This is a genomic window from Micromonospora sp. (assembly GCF_048594385.1).
Lineage (GTDB): Bacteria > Actinomycetota > Actinomycetes > Mycobacteriales > Micromonosporaceae > Micromonospora > Micromonospora wenchangensis.
Window position 1 is genome coordinate 1 of sequence record NZ_JBMDWU010000617.1, and the last position, 16,349, is coordinate 16,349.

General features: G+C 74.6%; 13 protein-coding genes, 5 tRNA genes and 1 pseudogene. 9 read left to right on the forward strand and 10 right to left on the reverse strand.

Features of this window, described 5'->3' with window-relative positions; genetic code table 11:
• The 3 genes from ACOJTC_RS32320 to bioB all read right to left on the reverse strand — a co-directional run.
• The coding region (locus tag ACOJTC_RS32320; RefSeq protein WP_420119728.1) for a GNAT family N-acetyltransferase at positions 1-486 on the reverse strand (486 nt) is incomplete at its 3' end.
• A 4-nt stretch (positions 487-490) separates the two neighbouring features.
• Positions 491-739, reverse strand: coding sequence for a hypothetical protein (locus ACOJTC_RS32325; RefSeq protein ID WP_420119729.1), 249 nt, complete (start codon positions 737-739; stop codon positions 491-493).
• Between the two features lie 4 nt (positions 740-743).
• On the reverse strand, positions 744-1,739 hold the full coding sequence (gene bioB / locus ACOJTC_RS32330; RefSeq protein ID WP_088645442.1) for a biotin synthase BioB: 996 nt from the start codon (positions 1,737-1,739) through the stop codon (positions 744-746).
• Between the two features lie 248 nt (positions 1,740-1,987).
• Between bioB and ACOJTC_RS32335 the strand changes: the two genes are divergently transcribed.
• Positions 1,988-3,148 (forward strand): 8-amino-7-oxononanoate synthase, encoded by a 1,161-nt coding sequence (locus ACOJTC_RS32335; RefSeq protein ID WP_420119730.1) that lies wholly within the window; start codon positions 1,988-1,990, stop codon positions 3,146-3,148.
• A 79-nt stretch (positions 3,149-3,227) separates the two neighbouring features.
• Positions 3,228-3,932, forward strand: coding sequence for a dethiobiotin synthase (gene bioD / locus ACOJTC_RS32340; RefSeq protein ID WP_204924168.1), 705 nt, complete (start codon positions 3,228-3,230; stop codon positions 3,930-3,932).
• A gap of 26 nt (positions 3,933-3,958) precedes the next feature.
• On the opposite strand, the gene ACOJTC_RS32345 is transcribed toward bioD, so the two are convergent.
• The 3 genes from ACOJTC_RS32345 to ACOJTC_RS32355 form a co-directional block, all read right to left on the reverse strand.
• Positions 3,959-5,449, reverse strand: coding sequence for a SulP family inorganic anion transporter (locus ACOJTC_RS32345; RefSeq protein WP_420119731.1), 1,491 nt, complete (start codon positions 5,447-5,449; stop codon positions 3,959-3,961).
• A gap of 290 nt (positions 5,450-5,739) precedes the next feature.
• Entirely contained in the window at positions 5,740-6,912 is a 1,173-nt protein-coding gene (locus ACOJTC_RS32350) for a cytochrome P450 (RefSeq protein WP_420119732.1), read from the reverse strand.
• 9 nt (positions 6,913-6,921) lie between these two features.
• A complete protein-coding gene (locus ACOJTC_RS32355) occupies positions 6,922-7,590 on the reverse strand; it encodes a class I SAM-dependent methyltransferase (protein ID WP_363658557.1) in 669 nt (222 codons plus the stop codon).
• Between the two features lie 203 nt (positions 7,591-7,793).
• Here ACOJTC_RS32355 and ACOJTC_RS32360 point away from each other — a divergent pair, with 203 nt between their 5' ends.
• On the forward strand, positions 7,794-8,663 hold the full coding sequence (locus ACOJTC_RS32360; RefSeq protein WP_420119733.1) for a hypothetical protein: 870 nt from the start codon (positions 7,794-7,796) through the stop codon (positions 8,661-8,663).
• 49 nt (positions 8,664-8,712) lie between these two features.
• On the opposite strand, the gene ACOJTC_RS32365 is transcribed toward ACOJTC_RS32360, so the two are convergent.
• Both ACOJTC_RS32365 and ACOJTC_RS32370 read right to left on the reverse strand, forming a co-directional pair.
• Positions 8,713-11,643, reverse strand: coding sequence for a M36 family metallopeptidase (locus ACOJTC_RS32365; RefSeq protein WP_420119734.1), 2,931 nt, complete (start codon positions 11,641-11,643; stop codon positions 8,713-8,715).
• 119 nt (positions 11,644-11,762) lie between these two features.
• Entirely contained in the window at positions 11,763-12,362 is a 600-nt protein-coding gene (locus ACOJTC_RS32370; RefSeq protein WP_204924047.1) for a TetR/AcrR family transcriptional regulator, read from the reverse strand.
• A 299-nt stretch (positions 12,363-12,661) separates the two neighbouring features.
• Here ACOJTC_RS32370 and ACOJTC_RS32375 point away from each other — a divergent pair.
• The 4 genes from ACOJTC_RS32375 (at position 12,662) to ACOJTC_RS32390 (ending at position 15,495) form a co-directional block, all read left to right on the forward strand.
• Positions 12,662-12,734, forward strand: a tRNA-Gly gene (locus ACOJTC_RS32375).
• A 34-nt stretch (positions 12,735-12,768) separates the two neighbouring features.
• Positions 12,769-12,839: transfer RNA gene (locus ACOJTC_RS32380), tRNA-Cys, on the forward strand.
• 13 nt (positions 12,840-12,852) lie between these two features.
• Positions 12,853-12,924: transfer RNA gene (locus tag ACOJTC_RS32385), tRNA-Val, on the forward strand.
• Between the two features lie 150 nt (positions 12,925-13,074).
• The gene (locus tag ACOJTC_RS32390) at positions 13,075-15,495 is read left to right on the forward strand and encodes an ATP-binding protein (protein WP_420119735.1); all 2,421 of its coding nucleotides are present in this window, start codon (positions 13,075-13,077) and stop codon (positions 15,493-15,495) included.
• Positions 15,496-15,531: 36 nt separating this feature from the next.
• On the opposite strand, the gene ACOJTC_RS32395 is transcribed toward ACOJTC_RS32390, so the two are convergent.
• Entirely contained in the window at positions 15,532-15,768 is a 237-nt protein-coding gene (locus ACOJTC_RS32395; RefSeq protein WP_088646915.1) for a DUF6458 family protein, read from the reverse strand.
• A gap of 157 nt (positions 15,769-15,925) precedes the next feature.
• Here ACOJTC_RS32395 and ACOJTC_RS32400 point away from each other — a divergent pair.
• Positions 15,926-15,998: transfer RNA gene (locus ACOJTC_RS32400), tRNA-Gly, on the forward strand.
• A gap of 9 nt (positions 15,999-16,007) precedes the next feature.
• Positions 16,008-16,082: transfer RNA gene (locus ACOJTC_RS32405), tRNA-Val, on the forward strand.
• Positions 16,083-16,160: 78 nt separating this feature from the next.
• Here ACOJTC_RS32405 and ACOJTC_RS32410 read toward each other — a convergent pair.
• A pseudogene (locus tag ACOJTC_RS32410) lies at positions 16,161-16,349 on the reverse strand (hypothetical protein); the annotation flags it as partial.

Genomic DNA, 16,349 nt, shown 5'->3' on the forward strand with positions numbered 1-16,349 from the left:
GAGCAGGTCCATCAGCAGCGCGTCGTGCCAGCGCCCGTCCGCGCCCCGCTCGTACCGCCGCATGACGCCCACCGGACGGAACCCCACCTTCGCGTACGCCCGGATCGCCGCCGTGTTCGCCGCCGCCGGATCGACGGTGAACCGGTGGTGGCCGTACTCGTCGACCAGGTGCCGGACCAGGGTGCGGATCGCGTCCCCGCCCAGCCCGGTGCCGCGTACCGCCGGGTCGAGGAAGACGTCCAGGCTGACGTGGCGGTAGTCCGGGTCGGTCTCGGCGTACCACTGGATCGCCCCGACCAGCCGGCCGGCGTCCTCGATGGCGTAGACCGCCAGCGTGTCGTCGGCCAGGTCGGCCCGCACCGACGCGGCCAGGTCGTCGTCGCCGCGCCACCAGCGGCGCACCTCCGGGGTGGCCCGGATCGCGGCCAGGGCGGGCACGTCCGCCTCCGCCATCGGCCGCAGCGTGACCGTCCGCCCCCGCAGCACGCCGTCAGCCCCGGATCTCGCCGTGCTCGACGCAGACCGCCGCCCAGCCGACCGGCAGCACCTGCACCTTCATCCGCCGTCGGCAGTGCCCGCAGTAGCGCGGGGGCTCCAGCACGCGGGCCGCCGCGCAGCCCGGGTGCGGGCCCGCCGTGGCGTCCGCACCACAGCGGTCGCACCAGGTCGCGGCCGACGTCAGCACGGCGGAGCCCGCCGTACGACCGTCGGTGATCGGGTCACCCGCGTCGGTCATCATCACCTCACAGGGTGGCGGAGAGCGCCTTGACCGGCATCTTCAGCTCGTCGAGCAGCTTCAGGTCGTCGGTCGCCGGCCGCCCCAGCGTGGTCAGGTAGTTGCCGACGATCACCGCGTTGATCCCGCCGAGCAGGCCGTCGCGGGTGCCCAGGTCACCGAGGGTGATCTCCCGGCCGCCCGCGTACCGCAGGATGGTGCGCGGCATGGCCAGCCGGAACGCGGCGATGGCCCGCAGCGCGTCCTTACCCTCCACCACCGGCCGGTCGCCCAGCGGCGTGCCCGGACGCGGGTTGAGGAAGTTCAGCGGCACCTCGTGCGGGTCCAGCTCGGCGAGCTGCGCGGCGAACTCGGCGCGCTGCTCCACGGTCTCGCCGAGGCCGAGGATGCCACCGCAGCAGACCTCCATGCCCGATTCGCGGACCATCCGCAGGGTCTCCCAGCGCTCCTCCCACGAGTGCGTGGTGACCACGTTCGGGAAGTACGAGCGGCAGGTCTCCAGGTTGTGGTTGTAGCGGTGCACGCCCATCTCGACCAGGTCGTCGACCTGCTCCTGGCTGAGCATCCCCAGCGACGCGGCGACCTGGATGTCGACCTCCGCGCGGATCGCGGCGACCCCCTCGCGCATCTGCTTCATCAGCCGGTCGTCGGGGCCGCGCACGGCGGCCACGATGCAGAACTCGCTCGCCCCGGTCGCCGCCGTCTGCTTCGCCGCCTCCACCAGCGACGGGATGTCCAGCCACACCGACCGGACCGGCGAGGTGAACAGGCCGGACTGCGAGCAGAAGTGGCAGTCCTCCGGGCAGCCGCCGGTCTTCAGCGAGACGATCCCCTCGACCTCGACCTCCGGACCGCACCAGCGCATCCGCACCTCGTGGGCGAGCTGGAGGGCGGCGGTGAGGTGCTCGTCGGGCAGGGTCAGCACCGCGAGGACACCGGCCTGGTCGAGGCCGACGCCGTCGCCCAGCACCTGGGTCCGGGCCTGGTCGAGGATCTCTGGCATGGCTCGTACCCTACAAGGCCGGTGCGGGCCGGGAAACGCCCGAGCCGACGGCCCCCGGCCACCCCGGCCGCCCCTTCCGCGTGGCGGTGCGGCGGGCCCGCCGCCACGCCGGTGCCGGCCCGGCGGATGGTAATTTCGCCCGGCGGCGGCAACGCCGTCACCCACCGGCACGGGCCGGTCGTCCCGGGCGGCAGACGCCCGACGGACGGGCGGGAGGCAGGTCGGACGACGGACGGAGGCGGTGACCGGTGGCGGACTGGCTGGCGGCCCTGGACCGTCGCGCCGCGCTGCGGGCGAAGGCGGGGCTCACCCGTACCCTGCGCCCCCGCACCGCCGGTGACCCGGACGTCGATCTGGCCGGCAACGACTACCTGGGCCTTTCCACCCACCCCGAGGTGGTGGCCGCCGCCGGCCGGGTCCTGTCCGGGTACGGGCTGGGCGCCACCGGCTCCCGGCTGGTCCGGGGCTCCACCGACGTCCACCACGCGCTCGAGGACGACCTGGCCGACTGGCTCGGCGTCGACCGGGCACTCGTCTTCTCCTCCGGCTACCTGGCCAACCTGGCGGCCGTCCGGGGCCTGGTGCAGCCGCGTACCCTGCTCGTCTCCGACGCCCACAACCACGCCTCGCTGATCGACGGCTGCCGGATCTCCGGCGCGGAGACGGTGGTCACCGCGCACGCCGACGTCGACGCGGTGGCCGCCGCGCTCGCCGCCGCGCCGGGCCGCCCGGCGGTGGTGGTCACCGAGTCGGTGTTCTCCGTCGACGGCGACCTCGCGCCGCTGGCCGCGCTGCACGCGGTGGCCCGGCGGCACGGCGCGCTGCTGCTGATCGACGACGCGCACGGGCTCGGTGTCACCGGCCCGGCCGGTGCCGGCGCGGTGGCCGCCGCCGGGCTCGCCGGCGCGCCGGACGTGGTGGTCACCGCGACCCTGTCCAAGGCGCTCGGCGGTGCCGGTGGGGTGGTCGCCGGCCCGGCCGAGTTCGTCAGGCACCTGGTGGAGACCGGGCGGACCTTCATCTTCGACACCGCGCCGCCGCCGGCCGTCGCCGCCGGGGTACGCGCCGCCGTGGCGCTGGCCCGCGCCGCCGACGACCTGCGCGCCGAACTGGCCGACCGGGCCGGCTACGCGGTACGCCGCCTCGGCGCGGCCGGGCTGCCGGTGTCCACCCCCGACGCCGCCGTGGTGTCGGTGACCGCACCCGGCCCGGAGGCCGCCACCGCCTGGGCGGCCGACTGCCGGGCCCGGGGCGTCGCGGTCGGCTGTTTCCGCCCACCGTCCACCCCGGACCACCGCTCCCGCCTTCGGCTGACCCTCTCCACCGGGGTCACCCGGGCGGATTTCGAACACGCCCTGGAGACCATCGTGGAGTGCGCCCCGCAGTCGCGAACCGAGGTGGTCCTGTGAGCGTGAGGAGTGAGCCGGGTTTGCGAGCCCCGCAGTCGCGAACCGAGGTGGTCCTGCCTTGAGTGGGTGGAAGGGTGCGGTGCTGGTCACCGGGACCGACACCGAGGTCGGCAAGACGGTGGTGACAGCGGCGATCACGGCCGCCGCGCAGGCCGCCGGCCTGCGGGTCGCGGTGGTCAAGCCGGGCCAGTCGGGGACGGCCACCGGCGAGCCCGGCGACGTGGACGCGGTGACCCGGCTGGCCGCCCCGCTGACCGGTCGTACCCTGGCCAGCTACCCCGACCCGTTGGCCCCGCTGGCCGCCGCCCGGGTGGCCGAGCTGGAGCCGTTGGAGCTGTACACGGCCGTCGACGCGATCCGCGCGGAGGTCGACAAGCACGACCTGGTGCTCGTCGAGGGGGCCGGGGGGCTGCTGGTGCCGATGGGGCTGCGTCCGTCGGGTGAGGCGTGGACCGTCGCCGACCTGGCGGTGTCGCTGGGCGCCCCGGCGGTGGTGGTGGCCCGGGCCGGGTTGGGCACCCTCAACCACACCGCGCTCACCCTGGAGGCCCTGGAGCGCCGGGCCGTACCCGCCGGGGTGGTGATCGGTGCGTGGCCGGCGGAGCCGCAGCTGGTGCACTGGGCGAACCTGACGGAGCTGGTGCCGAACCTGCTCGGCGCGCTGCCGGCGGGGGCCGGGGCGATGGACCCGGGGGTGTTCCGTCGGTCCGCCCCGGGCTGGCTCACCCCCGACCTGTACGGGGTGCTCGACGACTGGCGCACCTGGGCCGAGGACGCCGGCTGAACACCTGACCGGCGCTGCCGGTGCTCTCACTCGGCGGCCGGGACCGGCCTGGGTCGGTCGTCCTGCGCCGGCCGTGGGGCGACGACCTGCACGCCGACGTCGGCGTCGCGGTTCTGCGCCTCGATCCAGGTGTCCAGGGCGGTCCGGCAGGCGTGGTCGACGTGCCGCAGGCCGCCGAGGTCCAGCCGTACCCGCCGGTCGTCGGGCAGGGCGTCGAGCGTGGCGAGGATGGTGGGCAGCCGCAGGAACGTGGCGTTGCCGGTGATCGCCACCTGCACCGGGTCGACGTCGTCGTGCACGACGACCCGCACGTGGGAGGTCTCCCAGGCGGTCTTGACCACGGCCAGCCCGAGGCCGAGGAGCACACCGGTGAACAGGTCGGTGCCGAGGATCGCCGCGGCGGTCACCACCAGCACCACCGCCTCGCCCCGGTGCTGCCGCCACAGCTCGGGCAGGGCCCGCCACGGCAGCAGCTTGCACCCCGCGTGCACCAGCACGGCGGCCAGCGCGGGCATCGGGATCAACCCGACCAGCCCGGGTACGGCGGCGACGAAGAGCAGCAGCCACCCGCCGTGCAGCACCCGGGACGCCTTCGTCCGCGCGCCGGCCCGTACGTTGGCGGAGCTGCGCACGATGACGGCGGTCATCGGCAGCGCGCCGAGCAGCCCGCAGACCGTGTTGCCGGTGCCCTGGGCGACGAGTTCCCGGTCGAAGTCGGTCCGGGGGCCCTGGTGCATCCGGTCGACGGCCGCCGCGCTGAACAGACTCTCCGCCGAGGCGACCAGGGCGAACGTGACGATGGTGGCGAGCATCCCCGGGTCGGTGAGGGCCGTCCAGTGTCCGAGTGACGGGGTGAGCGCGGCGAGTATCCCCTCCACCGTGATCGTGTCCACGGGCAGCCGTAGGGCGGCGCTCGTCGCCGCCGCGGCGACCACGGCGACCAGCGCGCCGGGGACCAGGCCCGGCCGGCCGGGCAGCCGGTCCCACAGCAGCATGACCGCGAGCGTGGCGAGGCCGAGGGCGAGTGACACCCGCGCCGTGCCGGAGCCGGTCAGCTCGCCGGCCAGGGCGGGTAGCCCGGTGAATCCGGCGAGCCCGGTCGGTGGCGTGTCCGCCCCGGCCAGCACGTGGAGCTGTCCGGCGACCAGCAGCAGGCCGATCCCGGTGAGCATGCCGTGCACCACGGCCACCGAGATGGCCCGGAACCACCGGCCGAGCCGCAGCAGTCCCAGTCCGATCTGGAGCAGGCCGGCGACCAGCACGATGGTGCCGAGGCCGGCCAGGCCGTACCGTTCCACGGCCTCGGCGACGAGCACGGTCAGTCCGGCGGCGGGCCCGCTCACCTGGAGGCTGCTGCCCGGCATCACCCCCACCACCAGCCCACCGACCACCCCGGTCACCAGCCCGAGTTCGACGGGCACCCCGGAGGCGACCGCGATCCCGACGCACAGCGGCAACGCCACCAGGACCACCACGAGCGACGCCGGGACGTCCCGCCGCCACTCTCCCCACCTCACCGCCCCCCACCACCCGACGCCACCCCACCCGTGCACGCCACCCCGTCCCGTGCCACCCCACCCGCTCCGGTGATCAAGAGGTTCGCGTCAACGTTGATCTCCGAACTGACTCGAACCTCTTGATCAACCTGGCAGGGCGGGGGGAGCGGGAAGGGCGGGGGGAGTGGGGAGGGGGTGGGGTGCATGTGGACCTCCCGGCTCGGTGTGGCGCTGGGCGTCACGCCGGGTTCAACCCTTGGTGGGGAGTGGGAGTTACGCCTGTTTCCGCAGGTGAGCGGCGTTCGGGCAGGCTACGGCGTGGTGGTGCGGCGGACCACGAAGGCGTCGGGCATCCGGAAGGTGAGGTTGTCCGGGCACCACGGCGGACGGACCACCGTCACCGCGTCCAGCAGCGGCGTCGCCTCGGCGACCACCACCGCCGCCTCCAGCCGGGCCAGGTGCGCGCCGACGCAGCGGTGTGCCCCCGCCCCGAAGGCCAGGTGCCGGCGGGACCCGCGCTGCCCCGGGCGGAACCCGGCCGGGTCGGCCACCACCTCCGGGTCACAGCCCGCGCGGGCCAGCCACAGCAGCATCGAGCTGCCCGCCGGCACCGGCGTACCGCCCAGGGTCGTGTCGACCGCGGCCACCCGCCGCCAGGTGACGATCGGTGGCTCCCGGCGCAGGCCCTCCTCGACCACGTCGGCGACGGCGACCGTGCCGGCCCGCAGCCCGGCGCGCACCCCCGGTTCGCCGGTGAGCCGGTGCAGCAGCAGGGTGAGGAACTGACTGGTGGTCTCCTGGCCGGCGACCAGCAGGAAGAACAGCGCCCCGACCACCACGTCCGGGGGGTGCCCGGCGGCGCGCAGCCGACCGGCCAGGCCGCCGCCGGTGCCGGCGAACTCCCGCAGTACGGCGTGGAACCGGCCCACCTCGACGGCGAGGGTCTGCTGCCGGTCGGCGTCCAGCGGGGCCCAGAACAGTTCCAGTGCCGCCCGCGCGAAGTCCTTCACCGCACCCACCGGGGCGTCCGGCAGCTCGACCAGCCGGGCCAGCGCCAGCAGCGGCAGGTCGGCGGCGAGCCGGGCGTGCAGGTCGACCGGCCGACCGGCGGCCAGGTCGGCGGCGATGTCGACCACCCGGGCCCGGACCAGGGCGGTCAGCCACGGTCGCTGGGCGGCCACCCGGTCGGGGTGCAGCGCCTCGACGACGATCGCCCGGATCGCCGGGTGGGTCGGACCGGCGTTGTTCGCCAGCGTCGGCGGCAGCCGGAACCGGTGCGCGGTGAGCACCCGCAGCGCGGCCACCGGAATCGGCGTCACCGCGTCCAGGGCGTTGTCGGGCCGCCAGGTCGCCGCGTCGGCGAGCACCTGCCGGACCAGCGCGTGCCGGGTCACCACCAGGTGCACGCCGCCGACCCGGTCGACGACCGTCGCCACGTCCGGCCAGGGCCCGTCGACGGAAGCCTCCCACCCCCGGAACAGCACCCGGTCACGCTAGCGGGCGGCCCCCGGCGGAGCGGGGTCCAGTTCCCACACCGTGGTGTGCTTCACCCGGACGCTCTCCAACGCCTCCGGCACCGGCACGTCGTAGCCGGCCAGCTCGCGGAACCGTTCCCGGGGCAGGAACGCCCGGCCCGGATCGCCGACCAGCACCCGGGCGCCGCAGCGGGCGGCCCGCAGCAGGAAGCGCAGCACCCGGCGGGCCATCGCCTCGCTGTAGAAGACGTCCCCGGCGAGCAGCACCTCGGCGTCCCCGGCGTCGCCGTCGAGCACGTCGGCCAGCTCGGCGTCGACGCGTACCCCGTTGGCGTGGGCGTTGAGGGCGACGGCGGCGACGGCCCGCTCGTCGATCTCCACCGCCCGCACGGCCGCCGCGCCGGCCCGTGCGGCGGCGATGGCGACCAGGCCGGAGCCGGAGGCGAGGTCGAGCACCCGGCGACCGGCGACCGTCTCCGGGTGGTCGGTGACGTACCGGGCCAGGCCCTGCCCACCGGCCCAGGCGAAGGCCCAGAACGGCGGCGGCTGGGAGCTGCGGAACTCGCCCTCGGTCAGCTCCCACAGGCCGATCGGCTCGTCGGCCTGGTGCAACCGCACCTCGGGCACGAAGGCGACCGGGGCGAGCCGGGCGTGCAGCCGGACGAAGGCCGCGGAGAGATCGGACATCCGCCCAGGATGTCAGCCGGGCGAACCCCGGCGCGGTCGACCCTCACCGGCCCGACGAAGCGGCCTAGCCCACACCGTCACCCGGCGTGTCGGCGAGGACGGGTGACCGGTTCACCACTGTCGGTGTTAACCGGCACCGTACTTGCCGATCGGCGCGAACACGCCCGTCTACCGGCTTCCCCATCCTGCTCATAGCGTGGCGAGTGGACAAGACCGACGGGAGGAGCGAGGCGGTGGTGATGGTGTGGCGGAACGCGCTACGGGTCGGGGCGGTGCTGGCCTGCCTGTCGGGGACAGGGCTCGTCGGGCCGACACCGGCGTCGGCGGCGGACCGCTTCTCCACCGAGCTGAGTGGCCTGCCCGCCCAGTTCACCGCCGGGGACCAGGTGCGGACGGTCTCGGCGGTGGTGTCCCGCCAGGGCAACGGCGGCTGTGTGAAGGTCCGCTGGTCGATGGTGCTCTCGGTGCAGGGGCTGCGACTGGACCAGGTCAAGATGGACCGGGTCGAGGAGACCGGCTCGTTCCCGCTGGACATCCGGGCACAGGGGGACGTGGCCCGGTTGACCGACCGGCAGCTCGACCCGGGCACCCTCTGCCCGGACCGTACGGTCACCGCCACCTACCGGGTGGCCTTCGCCGAGGACGTCACCCGGGGCCGGATCACCATGGCCGCCGAGGCGTACGACCCGAACCTGCGGCTGCTCGCCCGACGCACCGCCACCCGGCAGGTCGTCGGTACGGCCCCTGCGCCCACCACGGCCGCACCCGAGCCGACCACCGCGTCGCCGGAGCCGACCGAGGAGGTGCTGGAGCCGAGCGAGGAGGAGACCGAACCGACCGAGGAGGCGCTGGCCGAGGTGCCGCCACCGGCCGCGGCGAACCGTTCGGCCGACCAGAGCGGGGGCTTCGGGCTGGTGCAGGCGGCGTTCCTGCTCGGCGGCCTGCTGCTCTTCCTCGGTGTCGGCCTGCTGATGCGGCTGCGGCAGCTCACCCGGACCACGGCCGACGGTGTGGCGGGCGAGGATGCCCGCCCGGTCCGTCGCCCGGTCCGCTGGACCACCGTCCGACGGTGATCGGGGGCCGCCGGGGCCGGGTGGCGCCACCACCCGGCCCCGGCGGGTTTCACTTCGCGAACACCTGGAACTCGGCGATCCGCACCTGGTCGCGTGCCGGGCTGGCGGTCGCGCAGTCGGTCCGGGTCGCCGGATCGTCGTCCTGCTCACCGGCGTACGCCGGGCCGCCGGTGCACTGACTGGCCAGCACCTCCAGCCGGACGTGGGTGGCGACGGTGGCCGGCACCCGGAACGACCGGGCGATTAGGTCCCGGCTGTAGGCCCGGTACCTCCCACCGGGGAACGCGTCGTCGGCGCTGGTGTAGACCCGGGTCCAGCGGGTCGGGTCGGCGCAGTCGGTGGTGGTCGCGTCGCAGGTCGACACCGCGAACGACCGCAGCGCGCTCAGCGCGTTCTGCGCACCGGGGTCGGCGTCGCCGGTGATCGCCGGGCGGAGCATGGCGCTGACGTTGACCCGCTGCACCGGCTGCGGCGTGCCGAAGGGCAGTGTCACGGTGACCTGCTTGCCGGCCACCCCGGTCAACGACGCCCAGTTGGTGGCCTCGGTGTCGTCGGCGATCCGGTCCAGGTTCACCCCGTCCCCGGCGATGCTCGCCCCCGACCTGGTGGACGCCAGGTTCTGGCTCAGCCGCAGGTCGACGTACCCCTGCTGGCCGGCCTTCGCGACCACCTCCAGGCGCTGGTGGCCGAAGCCGGGGGCGACCGCCAGCAGCTGGTACGTCCCGGCGACGGCCTCGAAGGTGGCCGGCAGCGGGGTGGCCGGATCGGTGTCGGCGACGGGGGTGGCCCGCGCCTCGTAGTCACCGACGTAGAGCCGGATCGGCGCGTTGGCGCTGTCACCCCGGGGGCGCAGGGTCAGCGTGGCGTTGCCGCCGGCCGGGCTGGCGAAGCTCGGCGTCGGGTCGGTGTCGGCGGCGCCGACGGTGGCGGCATCCCGACCCATCCCGGAGCGGGCGAACTCGGCCCAGATCAGCTCCTGGTTGGCCCCGCCGAAGCGCAGCCGGTCGGCGGTGAGCAGGTTGTCCCGCATGTCGAGCATGCTGACCTGGCTGGCCGCCTGGAGCAGGAACGAGTCGAAGACCAGCTGCACCCAGCGCCGGTTGCCGGGGCAGTTCTCGGCGGCCACCCGGCCCTGGGCGCAGTCGAGCTGCCGCGCCGGGGTGCCCAGGCCGTACTTCTTGACCAGGGCGGCGCGGATGCGGAAGTTGGTCGCGCCCCAGATCTCCCCGTCGGCGTGCACCGCCGGCCCGCCGGTGTTGTAGCCGACGTCGGAGTAGTTGAGCGGGCTGCGGCTCAGGTCGTAGTTGCGGATGCCGCTGACCAGGTTGCCGGTGACGTAGCCGCCGGTGACGAAGGGCGTCTCGCCGGGGGCGCGCAGGCCGTGCTCGTAGAGGTACTCGGCGGCGAGCAGGTCGCTCCACGACTCGCCCATCGCCCCGCCCTGGTGGCCGCCGATCCCGCTGTCCGGGCCGGCGATCATCCGGTTGGTGATGGCGTGGGTGTACTCGTGGCCGATCACCGTCATGTCGTAGTCGCCGTCGACGCACGGCGGGTACGGCCCACCGGCCTGCGGCTGCCACAGGTACATGTTGGTGCTCGGCGGCAGCCCGTCGCGCGGGGTGGACTGGTTGGCGTTGTTCCGGTTGCCGCTCAGCGCGCCCTGCTGGGCCCGCCCCTGCTCGGCGTCGCCGCCCAGCCCGGCACCGCTGACGTTGACCGCCTGGAGGTTCCAGGTGGCCTCGGTGAAGCCCAGGTGCCAGGCCCAGTCGTGCATCCGGTTGTGCATGGCGAACAGGTTGGCGGTGGCGGCGTCGGCGTCGTTGCGTTGGGCGGAGGTGAACACCGCCGGGTTGCAGCGGGCCTGGTGCCACTGGTCGGTGAACGGGTACTCGTAGCGCCGGTCCGGGCGGTCGGGGGCGTTGACCATCGGGCTGCCGGCACCCCAGGAGACCACGGTGTTGGCGGAGTTGCCCCGGGTGGTGCCGGTGGGTGCCCCGGTGGCGAGGTCGACGTCCCAGGGTTGCCCGCCCGCCGGGTCGCGGAAGGCGGCGGCGCAGTCGGGTGCGGGGCTGGCGCACCAGCGGACCCGGGGGTCCTGCCCGGGGGCGAGGTCCTGCGGCGGGGTGGCCGGGTAGACCGCCCAGCTCGGGTTGTCGGAGTCGAAGTCGACGAGGTCCTCGCGGACCAGCACCTTCCCGGTGATCCCGTCGACGTAGGTGGTGAACGCGGCCGGGTGGTCGCTGTCCCGCCCGATCAGGGTCACCTCGTAGGCGGCCCGGTTGCCGTCGGCCGGGGTGGGCACGGCGACCGGGCGTACCCGGTGGCTGGCCACCGCGTCGGCGGCCAGGCCGGCGTCGGCGAGCGCGTCGGCGTACGCCTGCCCGGCGGTGCGGGTGGCCGGGGTGGGGGCCGAGGCGTCCCGGGTCAGCGAGGAGCTGACCGAGAGCACGGTGCCGTCGGCGACCGCCACGGTGACCAGCCCGTCGTGGCCGGCGGGCAGGTCACCGAAGCGCTGCCGCAGGGTGACCACCGCGCCGTCGCCGATCCGCCGGACCAGCACCCGGTCGAGCGCGGTCACCGCGTCGGCGTCCAGCCCGAACAGGTCCCGCTGGGTGGTGAGGTAACGCCGGGCGGCGGCCTCCGGGTCGGTGGGCAGGCCGGTGGCGAGCCGGGCCGGGCCGAGGGCGTGCGGGGTGCCGAGCCGGTTCCAGCGCACCGGGGCGCCGGTGGCACGGGCCAGGCTGCGTTGGCGGGCGTCGGGTGCGGCCGTACCGGTGCGGTTGTCGACGTCGGCGGCCTGGTGGCGGTCGTCGGCGAACGAGCCGGAGCGGCCCGGGGCCGGGGCCGCGGTGTCGCCCGGCGCGGCCGTGGCGGTGCCTCCGCCGGGCAGCAGGGCGGCGACCACGGCGGCGGTCGCCAGTACGGGAACGAGCCGGCGTCGATGCCGGCTCGTTCGGGGTGTCCACTCCGGTCTGGGCACGGATCCTCCTCGTGGGAGCGGGGACCGGCGCACCGCCGGCCCGGCGCAGGCGGGGTAACGCATGCGCATACGTGGATACCAGGCGGATCGGGCGGGGGCAATGGCGTGCGGTGCGCGGATCAGACGAGCTGGGCGGGGTCGAGCCCCAGTTCCCGGGCCGTGACCAGCCGGATCCACTCGCCGAACTGTCGCCGGGAGATCACCCGCTCGTGCACGGCGAGCTGGACGGCGAGCCCGTCCATCACCGCGTTGATCCGCCAGGCGGCACCGGCGGGGTCGGCGCAGTCGAAGGTCCCGTCGGCCACCCCGGCCGAGATCACCGCCGCCAGGTCCTGCCGCCAGCGCAGGTCCAGCCGCCGGCAGACCTTCTCCAGTTCCGGGGTGCGCAGCGACTCCGCCCAGCCGTCGATCCACATCGCCCAGGGTCGGCCGGTGGGGGTGTAGAGGCGCAGGATGCGCCGGAGCTTGGTCAGCGGCGGGGTGGCGGAGCGCAGCACCGCGTCCAGCCGGGACAGTTCCTGCTCGACGGCGTACGCGAACGCCTGGGCGAGCAGCCGCTCCTTGGTGGCGAAGTGGTAGAAGACCAGCGCCTGGCTGACCCCGGCGGCGGCGGCCACGTCGGCGGTGCGGGTGTTGGCGAGTCCACGCTCGACGATCACGTCGCAGGCCGTGCGCAGCAGGGAATCCAGGCGGACATCGGCGGCGGCACGTCTCGTCACGCCGCTACGGTAACCTATCGAACCGACCACGGGGAGTTACCGACCCGCCCGATCCGACTGCCGGTAGTCGGAAGCCGGACAGCATCGCACCGGCGGGTCGGCTACCTTGCCGACCTGTTCGGTAGGGGTGCGGGCGACGTGTCCCATCCGCGCCGACCAACTCTCCTAGGAAGCTCTGCGGGCGGTGGTGCCGGTCACCACCGCAGAGACCGGACGCGCCGTCGGTGGCCCCGATTTGGCATCGGTGAGGCCGCTCGGCTAGAGTTTCCATCCGTCACCGGGTGTCATCCCGGAGGCAAGCGGACGTAGCGCAGCTGGTAGCGCATCACCTTGCCAAGGTGAGGGTCGCGGGTTCGAATCCCGTCGTCCGCTCGGAGCTGCCGCCACGCATGACGGGGGCAACCTCGGTGGGGTGGCCGAGAGGCGAGGCAACGGCCTGCAAAGCCGTGTACGCGGGTTCAAATCCCGTCCCCACCTCGGTAACAAGCACGGGCGATTGGCGCAGTGGGAGCGCGCTTCCTTGACACGGAAGAGGTCACTGGTTCAAACCCAGTATCGCCCACGCGGTCAGTAGGGCCACCTTCCGACACGGAAGGTGGCCCTACTGCTGTCCGGTCCCCGCCCCCGTTCCGGGGCATCACCGCACATCGATGTCAAGCTATCCTGGCTCCGGTTCTTCCAGGGGAACATCGCGACGCCGGGTGGGTGTGGGGTGGGGGAGACGGGTCGGGAGGCGCTGCTCGCGTTCGCCGACGAACTGCGGCGACTACGCCAGCAGGCGGGCGGGCCGTCGTTGAACTCCCTGGTGGCGGTCGCCGCCGCCCGGGGCAGGCCGCTGGCCCGCTCCACCCTCAGCGACAAGCTCAACGCCAAGTCGCTGCCCGACTGGGACTTCGTCACCGGTTACCTGGGCGCCTGCGTCGCGTACGCCGGACAGGCCGGCATCCGGTTGCCCGCCGAGCTGACCGACCAGGCCCGCTGGGAGGCGGCGTACTGGCGGCTGCTGGCGGCGGCGGACGCGGCGCGGGCCGACGACCGGCTCGCCACCGCCGCCCGTGCCGAACCGGACCGGCAGGCCCACGCCGGCACCGCGCCGTCGGCCCCGGCACCGTTCGTGCCCCGCCAGCTACCGGCGGCGGTACGGCACTTCGCCGGCCGCTCCGCACCGCTGACCGCCCTGACCGCCCTGCTCACCGAGCCGGCCGGCCCGCCGGGCACCGTCCCCGTCTCGACCATCGGCGGTACGGCCGGCGTGGGCAAGACGGCCCTGGCCGTGCACTGGGCGCACCAGGTCGCCGACCGCTTCCCGGACGGTCAGCTCTACGTCGACCTGCGCGGTTTCGACGCCGAGTCGCCCGCGCTGAGTCCCGCCGAGGCGGTGGCCGGGTTCCTGGAGGCGCTCGCGGTGCCGCCGGAGCGCATCCCGGTGGGGCTGGCGGCACAGGCCGCCCTCTACCGCAGCCTGCTCGCCGACCGGCGGGTGCTGGTGCTGCTGGACAACGCCCGCGACGCCGACCAGGTACGCCCGCTGCTGCCCAGCTCGCCGGGATGCCTGGTCCTGGTCACCAGCCGTAACCAGCTTCCGGGGCTGGTCACCGCCGAGGGGGCCCGCCCGCTGCCGCTGGGTCTGCTCTCCCCGACGGAGGCGCGCGAGCTGCTGTCCCGCCGGCTGGGCGCGGAGCGGGTCGCGGCGGAGCCGGAGGCGGTGGACCGGATCGTCGCCGCGGCGGCCGGGCTGCCCCTGGCGTTGGCGATCGTGGCCGCGCGGGCCGCCACCTACCCCGATTTCCGGCTGGCCCGCCTCGCCGCCGAGCTGACCGCCAGCCGGGGCGCCCTCGACGCGTTCAGCGGCGGCGAGGCCGGCGTCGACGTCCGGGCGGTGCTGTCCTGGTCGTACCGGGGTCTCGATCCGGCGGCGGCCGACCTGTTCCGGGCGCTCGGTACGCACCCCGGGCCCGACGTGTCCGTGGCGGCGGCCGCCAGCCTCGCCGCCCTGGCCCCGGCCGAGGTGCGCCGGCCGCTGGCGGTGCTGACCCGGGCGAACCTGCTCACCGAGCACGCCCCCGGCCGGTACGTCCTGCACGACCTGCTCCGGGCGTACGCCGTCGAGTTGGCCGTGGCCACCGACTCCGCCGGCCTGCGGCGGGCGGCGCTGTGCCGGCTGCTCGACCACTACCTGCACACCGCGTACGCCGCCGCTCTGCTGCTGCACAAGCACCGCGACGACATCGACCTGCCGGCGGCGCACCCCGGGACGGCGGTGCCCACGCCGGCCGACCGGGACGAGGCGTGGGCGTGGCTGGCCGCCGAGCACCGGGCGCTGCTCGCCGCGATCGGCCTGGCCGTCGAACACGGGTTGCCCACCCACGCCTGGCAGTTGGCGTGGAGCGTCAACACCTACCTCGACCGGGTGGGTGCCTGGACGGACCAGTCCCGCGCCCAGGAGCTGGCGCTGCGGGCCGCCACGGCGGCCGGGGACCGCGACGGGCAGGCCCGCGCCCACCGCAACCGGGCCGTCGCCTGCCTGCGCCTCGGCGCGTACGACGAAGCCCACGAGCATCTGGAACGCTCCCGGCAGTTGTACGCCGAACTCGGCGACCGGGTCGGTGGCGGGCGGACCGAGCTGAACCTCGGCATCCTCGCGGAGCGGCAGGACGACCACCGACGGGCGCTGCACCACGCGCAACGGGCGCACCGCCTGTTCGAGGCAGCCGGGCACGCGCAGGGGCAGGCCAACGCCCTCAACAACATCGGCTGGTACCACATCCAGCTCGGCGACCACCTCCGTGCGCTGGACTACTGCGGCCAGGCCCTGGTGCGGCAGCAGCAGACCGGCAACCGCTACTGGGAGGCGCACGCGTGGGACAGCCTGGGCTTCGCCCACCACCACCTCGGCCGGCACCGCGACGCTCTCGACTGCTTTCGGCAGGCGCTCGCGCTGTGGCGGGAGACCGGCGAACGCTACTACGAGTCCGTCACGCTGATGCACGTCGGTGACAGCCACCTGGCCGCCGCCGAACCCGACGCGGCCCGTGCCGCCTGGGGGCAGGCACTCGACGTGCTCGACCAGCTCAGCCACCCGGACGCCGCGCTGGTGCGCGACCGGCTCGACGCGCTGCCGTCCGGGCGGTAGTCCACACCCGCGCCGCGGGGTGCCGGGCGGGTCGCCTCACAGCGGCGGGGCGACGTCCCGACGCTCCTCGACCCGCTGGTACGCCACCGGCTCGGCGGTGGTGACCGTACGGCGGCGACCGCGCATCAGCAGGACCATGACGAGGCCGAGGACACCGGCGGCCATCAGGATCCAGCCGACGACGTCGAGATCGACACCGCCGACGCTCGCGTTCACCGCGAAGGTGAGGATCGCGCCGACGGCGAGCAGGAAAATGCTCGTTCCGATTCCCATGACAGCTCCTTGGGGGACGGGGGTGTGCTGTCGTGATGCAGTACCCCGTCAATGAGCAGGGCAATCGCCGGGAGGGGACCACGCGGTGGGGTCGGCCGGGCAGGCGATCTTGGAATGGGGTAGAGTTCACCCCGTCGCCGGGGAGACCGGGCGGCACGCGGACGTAGCGCAGCTGGTAGCGCATCACCTTGCCAAGGTGAGGGTCGCGGGTTCGAATCCCGTCGTCCGCTCTCGACCACGGGCGATTGGCGCAGTGGGAGCGCGCTTCCTTGACACGGAAGAGGTCACTGGTTCAAACCCAGTATCGCCCACCAGAGCATCACGAAGGCCCCCGGCTCAGCTGAGCCGGGGGCCTTCGCATGATGTTGCTTCGTCGTGGTGTCGTGTGCGGGTCAGCTGTTCCAGTGCTGGGCGACGAGGTCGGCGGCCTGCTGTTCCCACTGGGCGTAGTGGTCGGGGTAGGCGGAGACCTGGACGCTCTGGGCGGCCTTGGTCAGGGGCATGTCCTGCCAGCCGTCGACCTGCTTGAGGCCCTTGAGGAAGGCCAGGGTGGCGTATTCGGGGTCGGTGATCTGCTCCAC

Coding starts and splice junctions, on each gene's coding strand:
- ACOJTC_RS32325 (WP_420119729.1), bottom strand. CDS start 739: ATGATGACCGACGCGGGTGACCCGATCACCGACGGTCGTACGGCGGGC.
- bioB (WP_088645442.1), bottom strand. CDS start 1,739: ATGCCAGAGATCCTCGACCAGGCCCGGACCCAGGTGCTGGGCGACGGC.
- ACOJTC_RS32355 (WP_363658557.1), bottom strand. CDS start 7,590: ATGTCCGATCTCTCCGCGGCCTTCGTCCGGCTGCACGCCCGGCTCGCC.
- ACOJTC_RS32395 (WP_088646915.1), bottom strand. CDS start 15,768: ATGGGAATCGGAACGAGCATTTTCCTGCTCGCCGTCGGCGCGATCCTC.